We start from the raw sequence: 16964 nt of genomic DNA on the forward strand, positions 1-16964 counted from the left end.
GTGGATCGCGCTCGTGTTGTCCCTGTTGGTCGCGGGGGCGGCGGTGGGGGGCCTGCTCCGGCGCCGACGGTCCGCCGCGGCGGACCGGCCCACCGATCGCGCCCCGGAGGGATGACCGGCCGCCGGTCACGCGCGGACCGTGCGGGAGCAGGCGGCACCATCGCACGTTCGGCGGCTGATCGATCCGCCCGTGTTCACGACCGTGACCTCCCCTGATCCGGTAACTTCGGTTCCAGGGGACGTCCGTGCCCGCGTTTGATGGGTCCGCGGTCCCGACACGACGGGGGCGATCCGCATGCAGTTCGATCGGTCATCGGCGATGGACCGCGCCCTGCGCCTCCTCGGCGACGCACATGCGGACCCCCGGCTCCAGCAGGCCGCATGGGTGGCCCGTTGCGTGGGACGCGGCAGTACCGCACCGCTCACCGCCCACGACGTCACGGCCCTGGCCTCCATACTGCGCCGACGCACCGTTCCCAGGTCAGGTGTGGTGTTCGGCGCCGGTGACGACGGCACAGGGGTGTGGATCGTGCGGACCGGACAGGTCGAACTGTCGGCCGGTTCGGGCAGGGAACGTGTCGTCGTGCAGATCCTCAAGCCCGGGGACGTCGATGGCGACATCCCGCTGCTGTTGGGCATGCCCATGCCCTACACCGGCCACGCCTTGGAGGACGTCGAACTGCTGGAGCTGGGGCCTGAGGGGTTCGAGCACCTGTTGGCCACCCACCCGGCCATCGCCCGCCGGTGGCTGTCGAGCGTGGCCGAACGCCTCAACACCAGCCACATGCGCATCCTCGGCCTGCTCGGCAAGTCCCTGCCCCAGCAGACCGCGCGGCTCCTGCTGGACGAGGCCGACAGGGGCGTCGTCGCCCTGCCCCAGCGCACCCTGGCGGCCATGCTGGGCGTACGCCGACCGTCGTTGAACAAGGTGCTGAAGGAGTTCGAGAAGGCGGGACTCGTCCGGGTCCGCTACGCCGCGATCGACCTGATCGACCGCCCGGGCCTGACCTCACGCACCTGAGGACCGCTCCTCCACCGGAGTCCACCGGCCGACCGGGGGCGGTGCCGGACCCCGCGCCTCACCCACCGGCGCGCCCGGCCCCGTGTGGGGCGGCGATCGGCACCGACGGGCGGGATGGTGTCCCATCGAGTGGTGTGACTTTTCCGGCCCCGTTCCCACGGATGCGCGTCAGCGGTACCGGGCGGATCGGTGCATCGCCGCCTCCGGCGGCTTCTTCATCCCGGTCAGCGGGCCGCCGGTACGCGGCGGCCTGCCCGACTTCGGCCGACCATCGCGATGACCCGCAAGGACCCACCCGCACGAAAATCACACCACTCCCGGGGACGTGACCACGGGCGGGCCCGGCGGCTGAACCTCCCCGGCCCACCGACGGTCCGCCGCGATCGCCCGCCGGTGGCGGACGGTGCCGGTGCCGCCCCGGCGGACCAAGCGTTGCGGTTTCCGGCCGTCGGGATCGGTGGGCCCGTGGGCTTCGAGGGGCGCGGACACCGCGGCTCCCGGGGTCGATCGCTACCGCGATCGGCCCCGGGACCGATCACGCGACCGGGCGGACGTTTCCGGCCACGGCACCAGCGCTGTCGGGCGCCCCGGACCGAAACCGTGGTGGCTCGCCCTTGGGGTCGCTGAAGGGTGTGGCCGACGGGTGGATTTCATCCGGCCCCTCGGCCGGTGGACAGACGGCGCCGCCACCAGCGGTCGGCACGCCATTGGCGGCGGTGGGCGAACGGGTCCGGCAGGGTTCGCCGGAGGTACACGGCGTCCAGAGACGCCACACGGCGCCCGAGTTCGGTTCGAGCCCTGCGGGGCAGTTGCCGGATCACCGTGTCAAGGACATCGCGGGCGTGTCTCACGTCGGCGAAGGAGCAGCCGCGGCACGGACATTCGGAGTCCTGTGGATAGCGGTGGCGCAGTCCCGGTGGTGCCGAGAATGCCTCGTACCGGCGCAGAGCATGGTCGGTGGCGCCGATGAAGAGGTAGGGGTCCGTCGAGAGCCCTTCCACCCGATGGATCAGGAGGCTGGTGCGAGTGGAAAGCCCGTGGATTCGGGCCGGGGGCGGCACTTCCCAGAAGCGGGACTTGAGCTGCCGTTCACGCAGCGTTCCGGGCCGTCTACGCGGCATCGGCCTTTCGGGGTGTGGTCATGGCCGCCATGGTGCCAGGTTTCCCGGACCAGCGCCACAGCCCAGGAGATGATGCACATCCGCTGACACGGCGCAGGGAAGGGGCCGGGAACCTCGGTGCGGGCCGAACGCGATAGGTCGTGTATGAGCACCGAACCCGCGCCCGTGCAGGACACCGCCCCCGAGCGGGCGGTTCCCCTGTGGGCCCTGTTCGTCCTGTCGGGGACGGGCGGCCTCATCGTCGGCATCGCCACCATGGTCGCCCAGGGCCTGCTGCCCGACGCCGCGGCGTGGCTCGCCAACTCCGGTGCGGTCTGGTCGGTCGCGGCGTTCGCCGCCGGGGCGGCCGGTGCCGCCGCCCGCCCGTGGGCGTGCGCCGTGGCCGGGCTGCTCACCCAGTGGTGCGCGGTGGTCGGCTACTACGGCTTCACCTCGCTGCTGTGGCTGGGCGCCCAGGACCTCTGGGCCCCGCTGGTGTGGATGGCGTGCGGCGCGCTGGCCGGGCCGCTGTTCGGGCTGGCCGGGGCCGTGTGGCGGAACCGGGACGGCTGGTGGCGGGCGGGCGCGGTGGCGCTGCTCGGCGCGGTCCTGGCCGCCGAGGGCGTCTTCAAGCTCGTGAACTGGGAGCACTTCACGCACATGCTCGGGACGGCCTGGACCCAGGCGCTGCTGGGCCTGGCCGTCCCGCTGCTGTTCGGTGGCCGCGGGTGGGCGGACCGGGCGCGGACGCTGGCGGTGTTCGCCGTGCTGGTCCCGCTCGGGCTCGGGTTCTTCGTCCTGGCCGACCTCGCGGTCGCCGCTTCCTGAAGGGCTTTTCGGTCAGGTCCCGCGGCCGACGGCGGCCGTCAGGCCCTTCCCCGCTTCGGTCAGCCGGTCGAGCAGTTCGTCCCGTACTCGTGCGGCGGCCCGCACCCTCACTTCCTCGTCCTTGAGCAGTTCGGTGTGCGCGCTCTGCGACACCCTTGAGCGCAGGTCGGTGATGCGGTCGTCGCGCATTTCGGCCCGTTCGATCTGTTCCCATTCGGCGTGTGCCCGCAGGACCTCCTCGACCGCCGCGCGGTACTCCAGGATCCGGTCCGACTGGGAGGCCAGTTCCCGGTAGACGGTCTCCTGCTGTTGGCGCTGGTGTGCGAGCACCGCCTTCACCCGGTCCGACGTGGCTTCGGCCAGCTCCGTGCGGGTCTCGGCCCGGAGCCGCTGGTACCGGTACAGCGTCGAGGCGATCCGCCACTCCTCCGCGCGCAGGATGTGCAAGGGGTGGGCGGCGTCGAAGGAGTCCCCCAGCCGCTCGCCCGCCTCCTCCACGGTGGAGACCGTCTGCTGCACCCCGACGAGAAGGGCGGTGCCTCGCTCGTCGAAGTCCTTCGGCACCAGGTAGCGGCGTACATGTGCGACGGCCAGGCGCTCGTTCCGGGTCCAGCCGAAGGCCACCCACAGGGCCGCCGCGGTGCAGACCGCCGTGGGGGCGTACCCGAAGAACAGCCAGGGCCACGCGGGTACGAGGATCCAGGAGACGATGGTCAGCGGCAGCACCGACAGGCCGGTCCAGATCCACCACCTGAGCGCCCTCTTCCCGTGCAGGAGGGCCGGCCGGGACTCGTACGGGGCCACGCGGACCGCCGCGATCGCGCCGGCCGCGACCACGGTCGCGTGGACGAGGAGCCCCAGGAGGTAGCCGCCGGGGCTCTCGACCATGAGCCACGAGCTCCCCAGCAGCCAGGCGAGGCCGACCGAGGCGACGGTGAGGCCGCCCATGAGCAGTTTCCCCCGGTGCCCCGACCAGCGGGCCACCGTCTCCGTCTCACCCAGCAGGAAGGACGGGTTCCGCCGCAGGCGGTCCACGACGCCGGCGGGCAGACCGGGGTCGAAGACCGGACGCACGGCGTTGTCGAACGCGCTGCGGATCTCCTCGCGGCGCCGCAGCCGTTCCTGCTCGCGCCGGGCCTCGTCGGCGTCGGGGTTCCGACGGGGAAGGCCGTTCCCCTGACCGCCGTTCCTCGTGCGCCGACCCATGCACATCGCCTCGCTCTCCCAGGGGCGAACACCTCACCGGTATCCACCTCTGGGACGGGAGACGGCGCGTTCCGGTTGCCCTTCGGGCCGTCCTCAGCCGGTCACCGTCGCCCTCACGGAGGCCTTCAACGCCCTGTCCGCCTCGGTCGGTCGGCCGAGTAGGTCCTCTCTTGCCCGAGCAGTGGCCCGCAGGTACGGCTCCTCGTCCCGGAGCAGGTCGGCGCCGTCGTCGGCCGCCCCGCCGTCGTCGGCCGCCCCGCCGTCGTCGGCCGCCCCGCCGTCGTCGGCCGCCCCGCCGGCGTCCACCGCTGGGCCGGTCGGCGGCGCGTTCCGGTCGCCCCGCCGTCCGGCCCCGCCCCGGCTATGCGGAGGCCTCGGCCACCGACGCCTCCCAGGCGGTGAGCGCCGCGTCGACCTGCTCGCCGTCGACGATGAGCGGCGGGATCATCCGCACCACGTTCCCCGCCGGGCCGCAGGTCAGCAGCAACAGGCCGTGACGGACCGCCGCCTGCTGCGCGCGCAGTGCCGCGGCGCCGTCGGGGCGGCCGTCGGAGGTGAACTCGCTGGCCAGCATCAGCCCCCGGCCGCGCACGTCCCCGATCAGCGGTGTGGTCGCCGCGACCTTCTCCAGTCCCTGGCGCAGCCGTTCGCCCATGCGGGCGGCGTTGTCCACCAGCCCCTCCTCCTCGATGACGTCGAGGGTGGCCAGCGCGGCGGCGCACGAGACGGCGTTGCCGCCGTAGGTCCCGCCCTGGGAGCCGGGCCAGGCCTTGGCCATGACCGCCTCGGGCGCGGCGATCGCCGACAGCGGGAACCCGCTGGCCAGGCCCTTGGCGGTGATGACGATGTCGGGGACGATCCCGGAGGGTTCGTGTCCCCAGAACGTTCCGGTGCGCCCGAACCCGGTCTGCACCTCGTCGGCGACCAGCAGGAACCCGTGCGCGTCAGCGCGCTCGCGCAGCCCCTGGAGGAAGGCGTCGGGCGCGGGCACGTAGCCGCCCTCGCCCAGGACGGGCTCGATGAACACCGCCGCGGTGTCCTGCGGAGAGGTCACCGTGATGAGCAGTTCGTCGAACTCGCGCAGGGCGTACGCGACCGCCTCCTCCTCCGACATCCCCAGCCGGTAGGCGTAGGGGAAGGGGGCGACGACCACCCCGGGCACCAGCGGCCCGATGCCCGCCCGGATCTTGGTCCCGGAGGTGGTGAGCGACGCCGCGCCCATGGTGCGGCCGTGGAACGACCCCTGGAACACGATCGCGTTCTGCCGCCCGGTGGCCTGCCGGGCCAGCCGCAGCGCCGCCTCCACGGCCTCGCTGCCGGAGTTGACGTAGAACAGCCGGTCGATCCCGGCGGGCAGGACCCCGCCCAGGCGTTCGGTGAGCTTCAGCAGCGGTCGGTGCATCACGGTCGTGTACTGGCCGTGGATGAGGGTGGCCACCTGCTCCTGCGCCGCGGCCACCACCCGGGGGTGGCAGTGGCCGGTGCTCGTGACACCGATGCCGGCGGTGAAGTCGAGATAGCGGCGGCCGTCCTCGTCGTAGATGTGGGCGCCCTCGCCTCGCGCCGCGACCACGGGGGTGGCCTGCTTGAGGACAGGGGAGAGCTCCGCCATGCGATGCCTCGATTCGTTGTCGCGCGTTTCCGTAGGATTGTTGACAATCGACACGGCTATGGAAACATCCGGTCCGTGGCGGTGTCCAGGGGACGCACGCCGGGCAGGTCTGACCCCAACGGCGCCGGGTCCGCGCGATCGCGGGGCCCGCACGATGTAGGACCGGGAGCGGTGAACATGTCGGATCGGGAAGCACGGGTCGTCGCACAGGTGGAGAAGCGCCTGTTCATCGGAGGGCGGTGGCGCGACGCCGCGTCGGGGGCGGCCTTCGAGGTGGAGGACCCCTCCACCCGTGAGGTGCTCTGCAACGTCGCCGACGCGGGCAAGGAGGACGCGCTGGCCGCGCTGGAGGCCGCGCACCGGGCCCAGCCGTCGTGGGCGCGCACGGCGCCGCGCGAACGCGGGGAGATCCTGCGCCGCGGCTACGAGCTGCTCATGGAGCGCCAGGAGGACCTGGCGGTCCTGATGACCCTGGAGATGGGCAAGCCGCTGGCCGAGGCGCGCGGCGAGATCGCCTACGCCGCCGAGTTCCTGCGTTGGTTCTCCGAGGAGGCGGTGCGCATCGAGGGCGGGTTCGCCACCTCGCCCGACGGAAAGTCCCGCTTCCTGATCATGCGCCAGGCGGTCGGGCCGTGCATGCTCATCACCCCGTGGAACTTCCCGATGGCCATGGGCACCCGCAAGATCGGCCCGGCCGTCGCCGCGGGCTGCACCATGGTCCTCAAACCCGCCCACCAGACGCCGCTGTCCGCGCTGGCCCTGGCGGGGATCCTCGCCGAGGCGGGGCTGCCCGAGGGCGTGCTGAGCGTCATCCCCACCACCGACCCGGGTGCGGTCACCGAGCCGCTGCTCAGCGACGGCCGCATCCGCAAGCTGTCGTTCACGGGCTCCACCGCGGTGGGCCGCCGCCTGCTGGAGCAGAGCGCGGGGCAGGTGCTGCGCACCTCCATGGAGCTGGGCGGCAACGCGCCCTTCCTGGTGTTCGACGACGCCGACCTGGACGCGGCGGTGGACGGCGCGATGCTCGCCAAGATGCGCAACATCGGCGAGGCGTGCACGGCGGCCAACCGCATCTACGCCCAGTCGGGCATCGCCGAGGAGTTCTCCCGGAGGCTGAGCGAGCGCATGGGCGCCCTGCGCCTGGGCCGCGGCCTGGACGACGGCGTGGACGTGGGCCCGCTCATCGACGACAAGGCCCGCCAGAAGGTGCAGCACCTGGTGGACGACGCCGTCGAACGCGGCGCCACCGTCCTGGTCGGCGGCGGCCCGGGCGACGGGCCGGGTCACTTCTACCGGCCGACGGTGCTGGCGAACGTGCCGTTCGCCAGCGAGCTGTCCTCCACGGAGATCTTCGGGCCGGTCGCCCCGGTGCTCACCTTCGAGACCGAGGAGGAGGCGCTGCGCGCCGCCAACGACACCGAGTTCGGCCTGGTCGGCTACCTCTACACCCGCGACCTCAACCGGGCCCTGCGGGTGAGCGAGGCCCTGGAGGCCGGCATGGTCGGCCTCAACCAGGGCGTGGTCTCCAACCCGGCCGCCCCGTTCGGCGGGGTGAAGCACTCCGGCCTGGGCCGTGAGGGCGGCCGCGTGGGCATCGACGAGTTCCTCGACACCAAGTACGTGGGGATCGGCGGCCTCTGACCGTGCGGGGGATCTTCGCCCGTGGAGAAGTTGTACAACTTCTCGTACAATCAATCCATGAGCGCGAAGATCCCCACCGTCCTCGGAGTCGCCGAGGCCCGCACCCGCCTGCCGGAGCTCCTCGCCGAACTGTCCGCGGACCCCGGGCACGATCCGATCGTGGTCGGCGCCTATCGCAGACCGCAGGGCGTGCTCATCTCCCCGGCCGAGTACGAGCGCCTCACGGCTCTCGACACCGCCGACCGGCTGCGCCGCGCGGAGGCGGCCGCGCGCGCCGGAGCGCGCAACGACGGGGCGTCGGCGGTCGGCACGGCGCGCGAGGACCAGGGGCCGCTGCGCGCCATGCCGGACGACCTCACCGAGCAGGCCTAGGGGGCGGGCGGGGCGCCGTCGTTGATGCGGGCGACGGTGTCGGTCATGTGGGCCTCGATGAGGTGCAGCAGCCGCTCCTCGGCGCCGTCGGCGATGGCGTCCAGGATGCGGCGGTGCTCCTCCAGCAGCTCGGCGGGCTCGGGGTAGACCTCCTGCATCACCGTCAGGCACATCCGGGTCTCCACCAGCAGGGTCTGCGCCATCCGCTCCAGGCGGCCGTTGCCGGAACAGCTCACCAGGGTCCGGTGGAACTCCTGGTCGGCGTCGCTCATGGCGCGCCGGTCGCCGGTGGCGGCGGCCTCGGCCAGGCGCTGCACCACCGGGGTGAGCCGGGCGACGGCCTCGCCCCGGTTGCCGCGCATGATCAGTTCGCAGGCGGTGCGCTCCACGGCCAGCCGGGCCACGTAGATGTCGCGCACGTCGTCCGCGGTCAGCTCGCGCACGAACAGCCCGCGGTGGCGTTCGCTGCGCAGCAGACCCTCCTGGACGAGCCGCTGCATGGCCTCGCGCAGCGGGCCGCGGCTCACCCCCAGCCGTCCGGCCAGGTCGGCCTCGCCGAGCTGGTCCCCCGGAGCCAGCGAACCGTACATGATCGCCGAGCGCAGCTGCTCGGCGATGAGTTCGGCGGTGGATCTGCGGGGGACGGGGGTGAGTTGACCGTGGGCGGGCATGTTCCGCCTCCTTTTCGATGTTCTCGCCGACCTCCGGGCACGTGGAGCGCCCGGAGGTCAGATCTGCGGCAGCATACTCGCGACCTCGGCGGCCCCGGTACGGAACAGTGTCCCCGGCCCGTTCGCCCGCGGCCGGGTGTCGCCGGCCAGGCGCAGCCCCTCCCAGATGCTCACCTGGTTGGCCGTGAGCACGGTCTTGCCGAGCAGGGCCTCCAGCGGTTCGATCAGGTGCGCGGTGTGCAGGGCGGTGTCCGGGACGAGCACGGCCCCCGCACGCGCGTGGTCGTTGGAGGTGACGAAGTCGACGACCTCGTCCGGATCGAGGTAGGCGACCTCGGCGGCGGTGGCGATGCCGTGGCTGGCCAGGGACACCACGTCGATCCCCGCTGCGGCGAGGAAGTCGACGAACCGGCGGGACACGTCCTCGGGATACGTGGCCGCGATCGCCACCCGGGACACCCGCAGCCTGATCAGGGCGTGCACAAAGGCCCACGAGGTGCTCGACGCGGGTGTGCCCGCCGCCCGCCGGACCCATTCGACCTGGCGGAGCGCCCCCTCCCGGCCGTACACGAAGCTCCCGCTGGTGCAGGCCCAGACGGTGGCGTCCACCCCCAGTGCCGCCGCCTCCCGGGCGCCCTCGGTGAGCACGTCCTCGCCGCCGATGTCGAGCAGGGCTTCCACGCGGTGGGCGTCCTCGCGCATCAGGGTGTGGACCACGGACAGTTCGACGTCGCCGCCGAGCAGGTCCGCGTAGGCCTTGTAGTCGCTCTCCGCGCTGCGGCCCGGGTAGAGGAATCCGACGCGGGTCATGGTGCCCTCCTCACTGTGGCTCCCCGCCACGGGTTCATGCGGCGCTTTCATGCGGCACTGGGCGCCGCGGTCTCCATCAGGCGCTGCCCGTGGGCCACCGGGCGCCGGCCCACGGCGCGCATCAGTGCCCACATGGTCACCTGGTTGGCCGTCACCACCGGTTTCCCCAGCTCCCTCTCCAGTGGGGCGATGATGTCGTAGGTGAGTACGTTGGTGCAGCTCACGAAGATCGCCTGGGCCTGGGGGCGGTCGGCTTCGTGGACCGCGCGGGCGATCACGCCGTACGCGACCCGCCAGATGTGCTCCAGCAGCCCCAGACCCACGCTGGAGGTCACGCCGATCCCGTACTCCCCCAGGTAGCCGAGCAGGCGATCGGTCACCTCGTCGACGTAGGGGGTGACGACCGCGACGCGTTCGGCGCCCAGGCAGGCCAGCGCCTCGATCAGGGCGCCGGAGGTGGTGACCGCGGCGGGCGCTCCGGCCTCGGCCATGGTCCGGCGCAGCTCCCTCTCGCCCGCGGCGCCGTGGACGAAGCTCCCGGAGGCGCACATGTAGCCGACCGCCGAGGGTTCGGGGGTGAGCAGTGTGCGGACCGCCGGCGTGACGTCCTCGGGGCGGCACAGGGCCGCCGCCTGGTCGACCGTCACCGGGACGTGGACGTAGGGCAGGCGCGTCATGTGCAGGGACACGTCGTCGGGCGTCCACCGCCACAGTTCGCGGTCGAGCGCGAAATCGTAGGGTGCCACGACCCCCACCCCGGTCTGTAGCGGGGTCGGGCGTTCGGCCGCCGGGCCGTCAAAGGGTTCCTGGACGAGCATCGGTCGCTCACCTCCTCGGCTTTCCTGTCGTGCCTCCCGTCGTGCGGGAGCCGTCAGCGGTCCAGTCGTTCGTAGACGAGGCGTTCGCCGACGCTGCCGGAGCGCCAGACGTCGTCGCACGCCTTCGCCATGGCGGGGAGGTTCTCCACGACGGTGGCGAACACGTTGCCGGGCACCCACCCGACGTCCCCGTTGAGCAGCAGGTTGTTGCGGCCGTAGAAGAGGGCGAGGTCGATGACCCCGGGCAGGTGGCCGATCCCCTTGTCCTCCTTGAAGGCGCGGTCGAGCATGCCCTCGTCGAAGGAGAAGTAGACGACGTCGCCGGGGATCGGCGTGACCGTGGGGTTCTCCTGGCCGGGTTCGACGGGCGCGAACCTCGGCACCATCGTGTAGACCTCGTTGCGCGCGTACTTGGCGTGCTGGACGGCGTCGCCCTGGGGCAGCGCGTCCCACACCGCCGCGCAGGTGCGCGGTGCGTCCTGTTCGAGGAGTTCCGCGACGCAGGACACCCCGCGGCGGGGCAGCGTGATGGTCATGTACCTGGGCACTGGGGTGTCGGGTCCCTTCGGTGGCGGCCGGGCGACGGGGTCGGGACCGGCGGGACTGTGTCCGGGCACCCGGGGATCTCCGGGTTGTTGATTGTCGACAATCTTACGATCAAGGGTTCCCCCGTCACAAGAAGGGCGGGGGAGGGGGTGAGAATGCCCCGGAATGCCGGAGGGGCCGGTTTGTCGATTGTTGACAATCCCAGGTCCGCTTTCTAGCGTGGCCGGTGCGGGGCCGCCGTACCGCCCCGCCGGCGTTTCCCTGCCGTCGACCGGAGAGCACAAGGCCCGTGAACAGTGCCGTCCCTTCCCCGCCCGACCACCCCCGGCTGCTCATCCTGCACGGCGACGACCTGCCGCCGGGCCGGGAGCGGATCGACGGGCACCCGGGGTTGGGCGAGGTCGTGTACGCCACCGCCGACGACCTCTCCGCCAAGCTGCCGGGCACGCACTTCCTGCTGGTCTGGGACCTGTTCTCCGAGGCGCTGGCCGCCGCCTGGCCCAAGGCCGACTCCCTGAACCGGGTCCACGCGGCCACCGCCGGGGTCGACAACCTCATGTTCCCCGGCCTGGTCGAGTCCGACGTCGTGGTCACCAACTCGCGCGGGGTCTTCGAACAGCCCATCGCCGAATACGTCCTGGGTCTGGTCATCGCCCACGCCAAGGACTTCCACCGCACCTGGGAGTACCAGCGCGAACGCCGCTGGCAGCACCGCGAGACCGAGCGGGTGGCGGGCTCGCGCGCCCTCGTCGTCGGCACCGGGCCCATCGCCCGCGCCACCGCCCGCCTGCTCACCGCGGTGGGCGTGCGGGTGCGGGCCTCGGGCAGCCGCGCCCGCACCGGCGACCCGGACTTCGGCGACGTGGTGCTCACCAGCACCGCCGAGCGCGGACCGCGGGGGGAGCCGACCCTGTTCGGCGAGCTCCCGGCGGCCGACCACGTGATCATCGCCGCCCCGCTCACCGACACGACCCGCGGTCTGGTCGACCGCACCTTCCTGGACCTGATGAAGCCGACCGCCCGGCTCGTCAACGTGGCGCGCGGACCCGTCGTCGACCAGTCGGACCTGACCGCCGCCCTGGACTCCGGCGCCATCGCGGGGGCCGCGCTGGACGTGTTCGAACGAGAACCCCTCGACACCGCCGATCCGCTGTGGGGGCTGCCGGGCTCCGTGGTCTCCCCGCACATGGCGGGGGACGTGGTCGGCTGGCGCGAGGAGCTGGTCGACCTGTTCCTGGACGAACTCTCCCGTTATCTCGACGGGCGCGAACCGCGCAACGTCGTCGACAAGCGCCGGGGCTACGTACCCGGCTGATCCCCTTCCGGGAGGCCGAAGTGACGATCCGTTCCGACTCGACCGCCGCGGACGCCCCGGCGCCCGCCGGCCCGGTGGCCGACCCGTCCGCCGTGTCCGCCGAGGGCCTCCTGGCCGCCTACGCCGCCGGGGACGCCTCCCCGGTGGAGGCGGTCGAGGCGGCCCTGGCCCGTATCGACCGCACCGAACCCGTCCTCAACGCCTTCTGTCTGGTCCTGGCCGAGGAGGCCCGTGCCGCCGCCCGGGAGTCCGCCGCCCGTTGGGAGCGCGGGGAACCCCTGGGCCCGCTCGACGGGGTGCCGGTCGCCGTCAAGGACGTCCACCTGCTGCGCGGCCACCCCACCCTCAAGGGCTCCCTGACCTCTCCGCGCACCGGCGCCTGGGACGAGGACTCCCCGGCGGTGGCCCGGCTGCGGGAGGCGGGCGCGGTCTTCGTCGGCAAGACCACCACCCCCGAGCTGGCCTGGAAGGCCGTCACCGACTCCCCGCTCACCGGGATCACCCGCAACCCGTGGGACCCGGCGACCACCCCGGGCGGGTCCAGCGGCGGTTCGGCCGCCGCGGTCGCCGCCGGGGCGGTCCCGATGGCCACCGGCACCGATGGCGGCGGCTCGATCCGCATCCCGGCCGCGTTCAGCGGGATCGTCGGGATCAAGCCCACCTGGGGCCTGGTCCCGCACTTCCCGGCCAGCCCCTTCGGCTCGCTGGCGCACACCGGACCGATGACCCGCACCGTCGGCGACGCCGCGCTCATGCTGGAGACCATGGTCCGCCCGGACCCCCGGGACTGGGCGGCGCTGGCCCCGCCGGAACCGGGCCTGGCCGACGTGCGCCTGCGTACCGACCCCGAGGACCTGGTGCGCGGGCTGCGCATCGCGTTCTCCCCGACCCTGGGCGGGCTCGCGGTGGACCCGGAGGTGTCGGCGGCCGTCGCCGCGGCCGCCGACACCCTGGCGGACCTGGGCGCGCACGTGACGGAGGCCGATCCCGGCCTGCCCGACGCCCGGGCCGAGTTCCACGTGCTGTGGTACGCGGGTGCGGCCAAGGCCACCGAACGTGTCACCGGAGCCGACCGCGGACTGTTCGACCCGGGGCTGGCGGAGATCATCGAGGAGGGGCTGGCCTTCTCCGCGCAGGACTACCTGACGGCGATGGCGCTGCGGATGGAGATGGGCGCCCGGATGGGCCGCTTCCACGGCGAGTACGACCTGCTGCTCACCCCGGCGGCGCCGTTCGGGGCGTTCGAGGCGGGACGTGAGTGCCCGCCGGACCTGGCGGGGGAGCGGTGGACGGCGTGGGCGGGGTTCAGCCACCCGTTCAACATGACGCAGCAGCCGGCGGCGAGCGTGCCGTGCGGATTCACCTCCGCGGGGCTGCCGGTGGGGCTCCAGGTGGTGGGTCCGCGCCATGCGGACGCCCGGGTGCTGGCCGCCTGCCGAGCCCTGGAGCTGACGCGCCCGCAGGCGGGGACCCGTTCGTGAACACGGCCCCCGGAGGCGGGCGATCTCAGAGTTTTCGCCCGCACTTTGGGTGATATGTCCGCATGCAGGACCTTTGTCGGGCGAGTTCTGTGTCATATGGCCCCCGCGCGCGCCCTCGCACGTACTACCGTCTATGCCGGAGACGTGTCCGAGGCGCGGCGACGCAGGGATGGCACAGGGATGAGGATGAGCGGCATGTCGGGCGGTGGAGGCGGGGACGTTCGCAAGCCCATCAGGGTGTTCCTGGTGGACGACCACGAGGTGGTCCGGCGCGGGGTCGCCGCGCTCCTGGAGACCGAGGACGACATGACCGTCGTCGGCGAGGCGGGCACGGCCGAACAGGCACTGGCCCGTATCCCGGTCGTGGTGCCCGACGTCGCCGTCCTGGACGTGCGCCTGCCCGGCGGCTCCGGTGTCCAGGTGTGCCGGGAGATCCGCTCCGACCACCCCGAGATCGCCTGCCTCATGCTCACCTCGTTCGCCGACGAGGACGCCCTGTACGACGCCGTCATGGCCGGGGCCGCCGGATACGTGCTCAAGCAGATCCACGGTGCCGACCTCGTGGGGGCCGTGCGCACCGTCGCCTCCGGCGGCTCGCTGCTCGACTCCGGCAGCACCGGGGCCATGATGGAGCGCCTGCGCGGCGCCCAGGCCGAGCCCGACCCGCTGGCCGAGCTCACTCCGCAGGAGCGCCAGATCCTCGACCTCATCGGCGAGGGCATGACCAACCGCCAGATCGGCGAGCGCCTCTACCTGGCGGAGAAGACCGTCAAGAACTACGTGTCGGCCCTGCTGTCCAAGCTCGACCTCAAGCGCCGCACCCAGGCCGCGGTCCTGGTCGCCGAACTCCGCAGCCGCCGCTACTAGGGCGTGTCCGGCGCACCGACCCGGGCCCGCCCGTCGCCCGCCGCTCTCGGTGGACGTCTGCGGCGCGGTGTCTTCGCGGGGCCGTCAGGCCGCCTCCCGCCGCGCCGCCTGCGCTTGGACGGCCGAACCCGGGCGGACCCGGCTGTGCGACACCGCAGAGCCCGCGCGGCACCGCACGGTAGAGGCGCCTCCGCCGGGCGTCCTGCGGGAGATCGCCCGCCGCTCTCGGTGGACGTCTGCGGCGCGGTGTCTTCGCGGGGCCGTCAGGCCGCCTTCTGCCGCGCCGCCTGCGCTTGGACGGCCGAACCCGGGCGGGACCCGCTGTGCGACACCGAAGAGCCCGCGCGGCACCGCACGGTAGAGGCGCCTCCGCCGGGCGTCCTGTGGGAGATCGCCCGACCGCCGTTCCCGGCACCCGGCGCGAGCACCGAGCCGCACGGAGGCGTCCACCGAACAATCCCCGGCCGAGCCGTCCCGGGACCCGTCACTGGAAGGTGTCGAACGGCGGCGTCCCGTCGTCGGGCACCGGCACCTTCCAGACGAGCACCGTGCCGCCGGTCTGCGCGCGCCGCGCGGAGAACCCGCCGCCCAGGGCTCTGGCCCGGTCGTCCATGTTGCGCAGTCCGCTGCGCCGCCCCTCCTCGGGCAGGCCCACCCCGTTGTCGGTGACGGTCAGCGTCAGTGTGGTGGGCCGACCGGTCGTCGCCGTCTCCTCCACCGCCACCGACACGTGCACCTCCGAGGCGCGCGCGTGCCGGGCCACGTTGCTCAGCGCCTCCCCGAGCACGGCCAGCAGCTGCTCGCCGACCTCGTCGGGGACCGAGGCGTCGATCGGCCCGTCCAGGCTCACCCCCGGGTGGCAGCCCAGGCTGTGGGCGGTGTTCTCGGCCAGCTTCAGGATGCGCCCGCGCAGCGAGGTGTCCTGGCGGCTGGGCGGGTTCTGCAACGCGAAGATCGTCGAGCGGATCTCCCGGATGGTGGCGTCCAGCTCGTCTATGGTGCGCTGCACCCGCTCGGCCGCCTCCTGCGACGGGATCAGCCGCATCGTGCTCATCAGCGTCATCGCCGACGCGAACAGCCGCTGGATGACCACGTCGTGCAGGTCCTTGGCGATCCGGTCGCGCTCCTCCAGCACCACCAGGCGCTCGGTGTCGTGCCGGGCCTCGGCCAGCTCCAGCGCGATGCCCGCCTGGACGGAGAACGAGTGCAGCATGCGCCGTATCGTCGCCGGGAACGGCGCCCGCTCCGACACCTTGCCCAGCAGCAGCACCCCCCGCGTGTTGCCCGGGGTGCCCAGCGGCACCAGCAGCCCAGGACCGTAGCCGCGGTGGGTGAGCATCGGGCAGTTGGCCCGGCCCAGGTCGGGGATGCCCATCGGCTCGCCCGACTCGTACACCTGGCCGCAGGCCGAATCGTGGATCTCCACCGGGGTGCCCAGGATCTCCTGCGCGATGGGGCCGTCCGCTATCTCGGCGAACAGGTGCCCCCGGGCCCGCGGGTCCGGCAGCAGCACCACCGCGGTGTCGGCGCCGCCGATCTCGCGGGCCTGCTCGGCCAGGTAGGCCAGCACGTCGTCGGCGGTCGCACCCGACAGCAGCCGTGTGGTGACCTCGGTGGAGGCGGCCAGCCAGCGTTCGCGCAGCCGCGCCTCCTCGTACAGGCGCGCGTTCTCGATGGCGACCCCGGCGGCGGTGGCCAGGGCGGTGACCACGGCCTCGTCCTCCTCGTCGAACTCGCCGCCGTCGGACTTCTCGGTGAGGTAGAGGTTGCCGAACACCTCGCCGCGCACCTGGATCGGCACCCCGAGGAAGGTGGACATCTGCGGGTGCCCCTCGGGGAACCCGCCGAAGTCGGGGTGGTCGCGCAGGTCCGCCAGCCGCAGCGCGGTGCGCCCGAACAGCGGGGCCGCCAGGACCCCCTTGCCGTGCGGGAACCGGGTGATGTGCTCGGCCTGTTCGCGGGTGACCCCCACGGGGATGAACTCGCTGAAGCCGCCGTCCTCGTCGACGACCCCCAGGCCCGCGTAGCGGGCGCCGACCAGTTGGGCGGCCATCTCGGTGAGCCTGCGCAGCACGGTCGCCAGGTCGAGGTCGCCCCCGATGGTCAGCACCGCCTGGAGCAGGGAGCGCATCCGGGCCTGGTCGGACATGCCGTGGTGCAGGCCGCGCACGTCGGTGAGGAGGTCTTCCAGGGAGCCGGGGGACAGCCGGGGGCTCTGGGGGAGCTCGGTCATGTGTCGGTCAACCTCCGCAGAGCCGGTCGGGCGGTCTCGCAATGCGCGCTTTTCCTCGGGCCTATATAGGTGAATTGTCGTTGGTTTTTTCCGGATTTGCTACATCTGCGAGAGGAGAGGGGATCCCACCTGGGCGGGAATTCTCGTGGAAACGCTCCGTGCTCTCTCCGTTGCATGCTAACGTCGCTCTCGTTCGGCGCAGGGGGGATCGCGATGATCCCCGCCTCCGACACCCCGATCGGCCCCGCTGCGTGCGGCGCCCCCGCACCGGCGGCCCCCGCCCCGGTCGCGACGAAGCCTCCCGGTCCACGGTGGAAGGAACCCCGGTGTTCACAGCCCACGGTAGTGCGAGCGCCAGCGGCGCCCGTACCGCCGTGTGCCCCGCACCGGTCCGCCGGGCGCTGCTGCTCGCCGCCCTCGTGGCCGGCGCGCTGTGCGCCCTG

15 protein-coding genes are annotated in these 16964 nt (G+C 73.0%); 7 read left to right on the top strand and 8 right to left on the bottom strand.

Features of this window, described 5'->3' with window-relative positions; all coding sequences use genetic code 11:
• The first annotated feature begins 295 nt into the window (after positions 1–295).
• The gene (locus QJS33_RS29055) at positions 296–1021 is read left to right on the top strand and encodes a Crp/Fnr family transcriptional regulator (protein WP_306371270.1); all 726 of its coding nucleotides are present in this window, start codon (positions 296–298) and stop codon (positions 1019–1021) included.
• A 1265-nt stretch (positions 1022–2286) separates the two neighbouring features.
• Positions 2287–2949, top strand: coding sequence for a DUF6518 family protein (locus QJS33_RS29060; protein WP_306371271.1), 663 nt, complete (start codon positions 2287–2289; stop codon positions 2947–2949).
• 12 nt (positions 2950–2961) lie between these two features.
• On the opposite strand, the gene QJS33_RS29065 is transcribed toward QJS33_RS29060, so the two are convergent.
• The 3 genes from QJS33_RS29065 to QJS33_RS29075 all read right to left on the bottom strand — a co-directional run bounded on the left by QJS33_RS29065 (position 2962) and on the right by QJS33_RS29075 (position 5767).
• Positions 2962–4155: a hypothetical protein gene (locus tag QJS33_RS29065; protein ID WP_306371272.1), complete on the bottom strand. Its 1194-nt coding sequence runs from the start codon at positions 4153–4155 to the stop codon at positions 2962–2964.
• A gap of 93 nt (positions 4156–4248) precedes the next feature.
• Entirely contained in the window at positions 4249–4461 is a 213-nt protein-coding gene (locus QJS33_RS29070; protein WP_306371273.1) for a hypothetical protein, read from the bottom strand.
• Positions 4462–4516: 55 nt separating this feature from the next.
• Positions 4517–5767, bottom strand: coding sequence for an aspartate aminotransferase family protein (locus QJS33_RS29075; RefSeq protein ID WP_306371274.1), 1251 nt, complete (start codon positions 5765–5767; stop codon positions 4517–4519).
• A 177-nt stretch (positions 5768–5944) separates the two neighbouring features.
• Here QJS33_RS29075 and QJS33_RS29080 point away from each other — a divergent pair, with 177 nt between their 5' ends.
• A complete protein-coding gene (locus QJS33_RS29080; RefSeq protein WP_306371275.1) occupies positions 5945–7408 on the top strand; it encodes an NAD-dependent succinate-semialdehyde dehydrogenase in 1464 nt (487 codons plus the stop codon).
• A 57-nt stretch (positions 7409–7465) separates the two neighbouring features.
• Positions 7466–7780 carry a type II toxin-antitoxin system Phd/YefM family antitoxin gene (locus QJS33_RS29085; RefSeq protein WP_306371276.1) on the top strand — a complete coding sequence of 105 codons (315 nt, stop codon included), beginning with the start codon at positions 7466–7468 and terminating at the stop codon, positions 7778–7780.
• On the opposite strand, the gene QJS33_RS29090 is transcribed toward QJS33_RS29085, so the two are convergent.
• From QJS33_RS29090 to QJS33_RS29105, 4 genes are read right to left on the bottom strand one after another with little or no spacing between them, the layout of a single operon-like run.
• Positions 7777–8451 carry a GntR family transcriptional regulator gene (locus QJS33_RS29090; RefSeq protein ID WP_306371277.1) on the bottom strand — a complete coding sequence of 225 codons (675 nt, stop codon included), beginning with the start codon at positions 8449–8451 and terminating at the stop codon, positions 7777–7779. The genes QJS33_RS29085 and QJS33_RS29090 overlap by 4 nt on opposite strands.
• A gap of 57 nt (positions 8452–8508) precedes the next feature.
• Positions 8509–9261, bottom strand: coding sequence for a maleate cis-trans isomerase (locus QJS33_RS29095; RefSeq protein WP_306371278.1), 753 nt, complete (start codon positions 9259–9261; stop codon positions 8509–8511).
• Positions 9262–9308: 47 nt separating this feature from the next.
• Positions 9309–10079 carry an Asp/Glu racemase gene (locus tag QJS33_RS29100; protein ID WP_306371279.1) on the bottom strand — a complete coding sequence of 257 codons (771 nt, stop codon included), beginning with the start codon at positions 10077–10079 and terminating at the stop codon, positions 9309–9311.
• Positions 10080–10132: 53 nt separating this feature from the next.
• A complete protein-coding gene (locus tag QJS33_RS29105) occupies positions 10133–10615 on the bottom strand; it encodes a DUF3830 family protein (protein ID WP_306371280.1) in 483 nt (160 codons plus the stop codon).
• A gap of 299 nt (positions 10616–10914) precedes the next feature.
• Between QJS33_RS29105 and QJS33_RS29110 the strand changes: the two genes are divergently transcribed.
• From QJS33_RS29110 to QJS33_RS29120, 3 genes are all read left to right on the top strand, one after another.
• Positions 10915–11940 (top strand): D-2-hydroxyacid dehydrogenase, encoded by a 1026-nt coding sequence (locus QJS33_RS29110; protein WP_306371281.1) that lies wholly within the window; start codon positions 10915–10917, stop codon positions 11938–11940.
• 20 nt (positions 11941–11960) lie between these two features.
• Complete coding sequence (locus QJS33_RS29115) at positions 11961–13421, top strand: amidase (protein ID WP_372339738.1); 1461 nt, start codon at positions 11961–11963, stop codon at positions 13419–13421.
• 195 nt (positions 13422–13616) lie between these two features.
• Positions 13617–14288, top strand: a complete 672-nt coding sequence (locus QJS33_RS29120; protein WP_306371282.1) for a response regulator transcription factor — start codon at positions 13617–13619, stop codon at positions 14286–14288.
• A 484-nt stretch (positions 14289–14772) separates the two neighbouring features.
• Here the strand turns inward: QJS33_RS29120 and QJS33_RS29125 are convergent, their stop codons facing one another.
• Positions 14773–16521, bottom strand: a complete 1749-nt coding sequence (locus QJS33_RS29125) for a GAF domain-containing protein (RefSeq protein ID WP_306371283.1) — start codon at positions 16519–16521, stop codon at positions 14773–14775.
• Between the last annotated feature and the right edge of the window lie 443 nt (positions 16522–16964).

The organism is Nocardiopsis sp. CC223A (genome assembly GCF_030766825.1).
Classification (GTDB): Bacteria; Actinomycetota; Actinomycetes; order Streptosporangiales; family Streptosporangiaceae; genus Nocardiopsis.

Excerpts from the sequence above, each read along its gene's own strand:
- QJS33_RS29055 (WP_306371270.1), top strand. The coding sequence starts at position 296 with ATGCAGTTCGATCGGTCATCGGCGATGGACCGCGCCCTGCGCCTCCTC.
- QJS33_RS29060 (WP_306371271.1), top strand. The coding sequence starts at position 2,287 with ATGAGCACCGAACCCGCGCCCGTGCAGGACACCGCCCCCGAGCGGGCG.
- QJS33_RS29065 (WP_306371272.1), bottom strand. The coding sequence starts at position 4,155 with ATGGGTCGGCGCACGAGGAACGGCGGTCAGGGGAACGGCCTTCCCCGT.
- QJS33_RS29075 (WP_306371274.1), bottom strand. The coding sequence starts at position 5,767 with ATGGCGGAGCTCTCCCCTGTCCTCAAGCAGGCCACCCCCGTGGTCGCG.
- QJS33_RS29080 (WP_306371275.1), top strand. The coding sequence starts at position 5,945 with ATGTCGGATCGGGAAGCACGGGTCGTCGCACAGGTGGAGAAGCGCCTG.
- QJS33_RS29085 (WP_306371276.1), top strand. The coding sequence starts at position 7,466 with ATGAGCGCGAAGATCCCCACCGTCCTCGGAGTCGCCGAGGCCCGCACC.
- QJS33_RS29090 (WP_306371277.1), bottom strand. The coding sequence starts at position 8,451 with ATGCCCGCCCACGGTCAACTCACCCCCGTCCCCCGCAGATCCACCGCC.
- QJS33_RS29095 (WP_306371278.1), bottom strand. The coding sequence starts at position 9,261 with ATGACCCGCGTCGGATTCCTCTACCCGGGCCGCAGCGCGGAGAGCGAC.
- QJS33_RS29100 (WP_306371279.1), bottom strand. The coding sequence starts at position 10,079 with ATGCTCGTCCAGGAACCCTTTGACGGCCCGGCGGCCGAACGCCCGACC.
- QJS33_RS29105 (WP_306371280.1), bottom strand. The coding sequence starts at position 10,615 with ATGACCATCACGCTGCCCCGCCGCGGGGTGTCCTGCGTCGCGGAACTC.
- QJS33_RS29120 (WP_306371282.1), top strand. The coding sequence starts at position 13,617 with ATGTCGGGCGGTGGAGGCGGGGACGTTCGCAAGCCCATCAGGGTGTTC.
- QJS33_RS29125 (WP_306371283.1), bottom strand. The coding sequence starts at position 16,521 with ATGACCGAGCTCCCCCAGAGCCCCCGGCTGTCCCCCGGCTCCCTGGAA.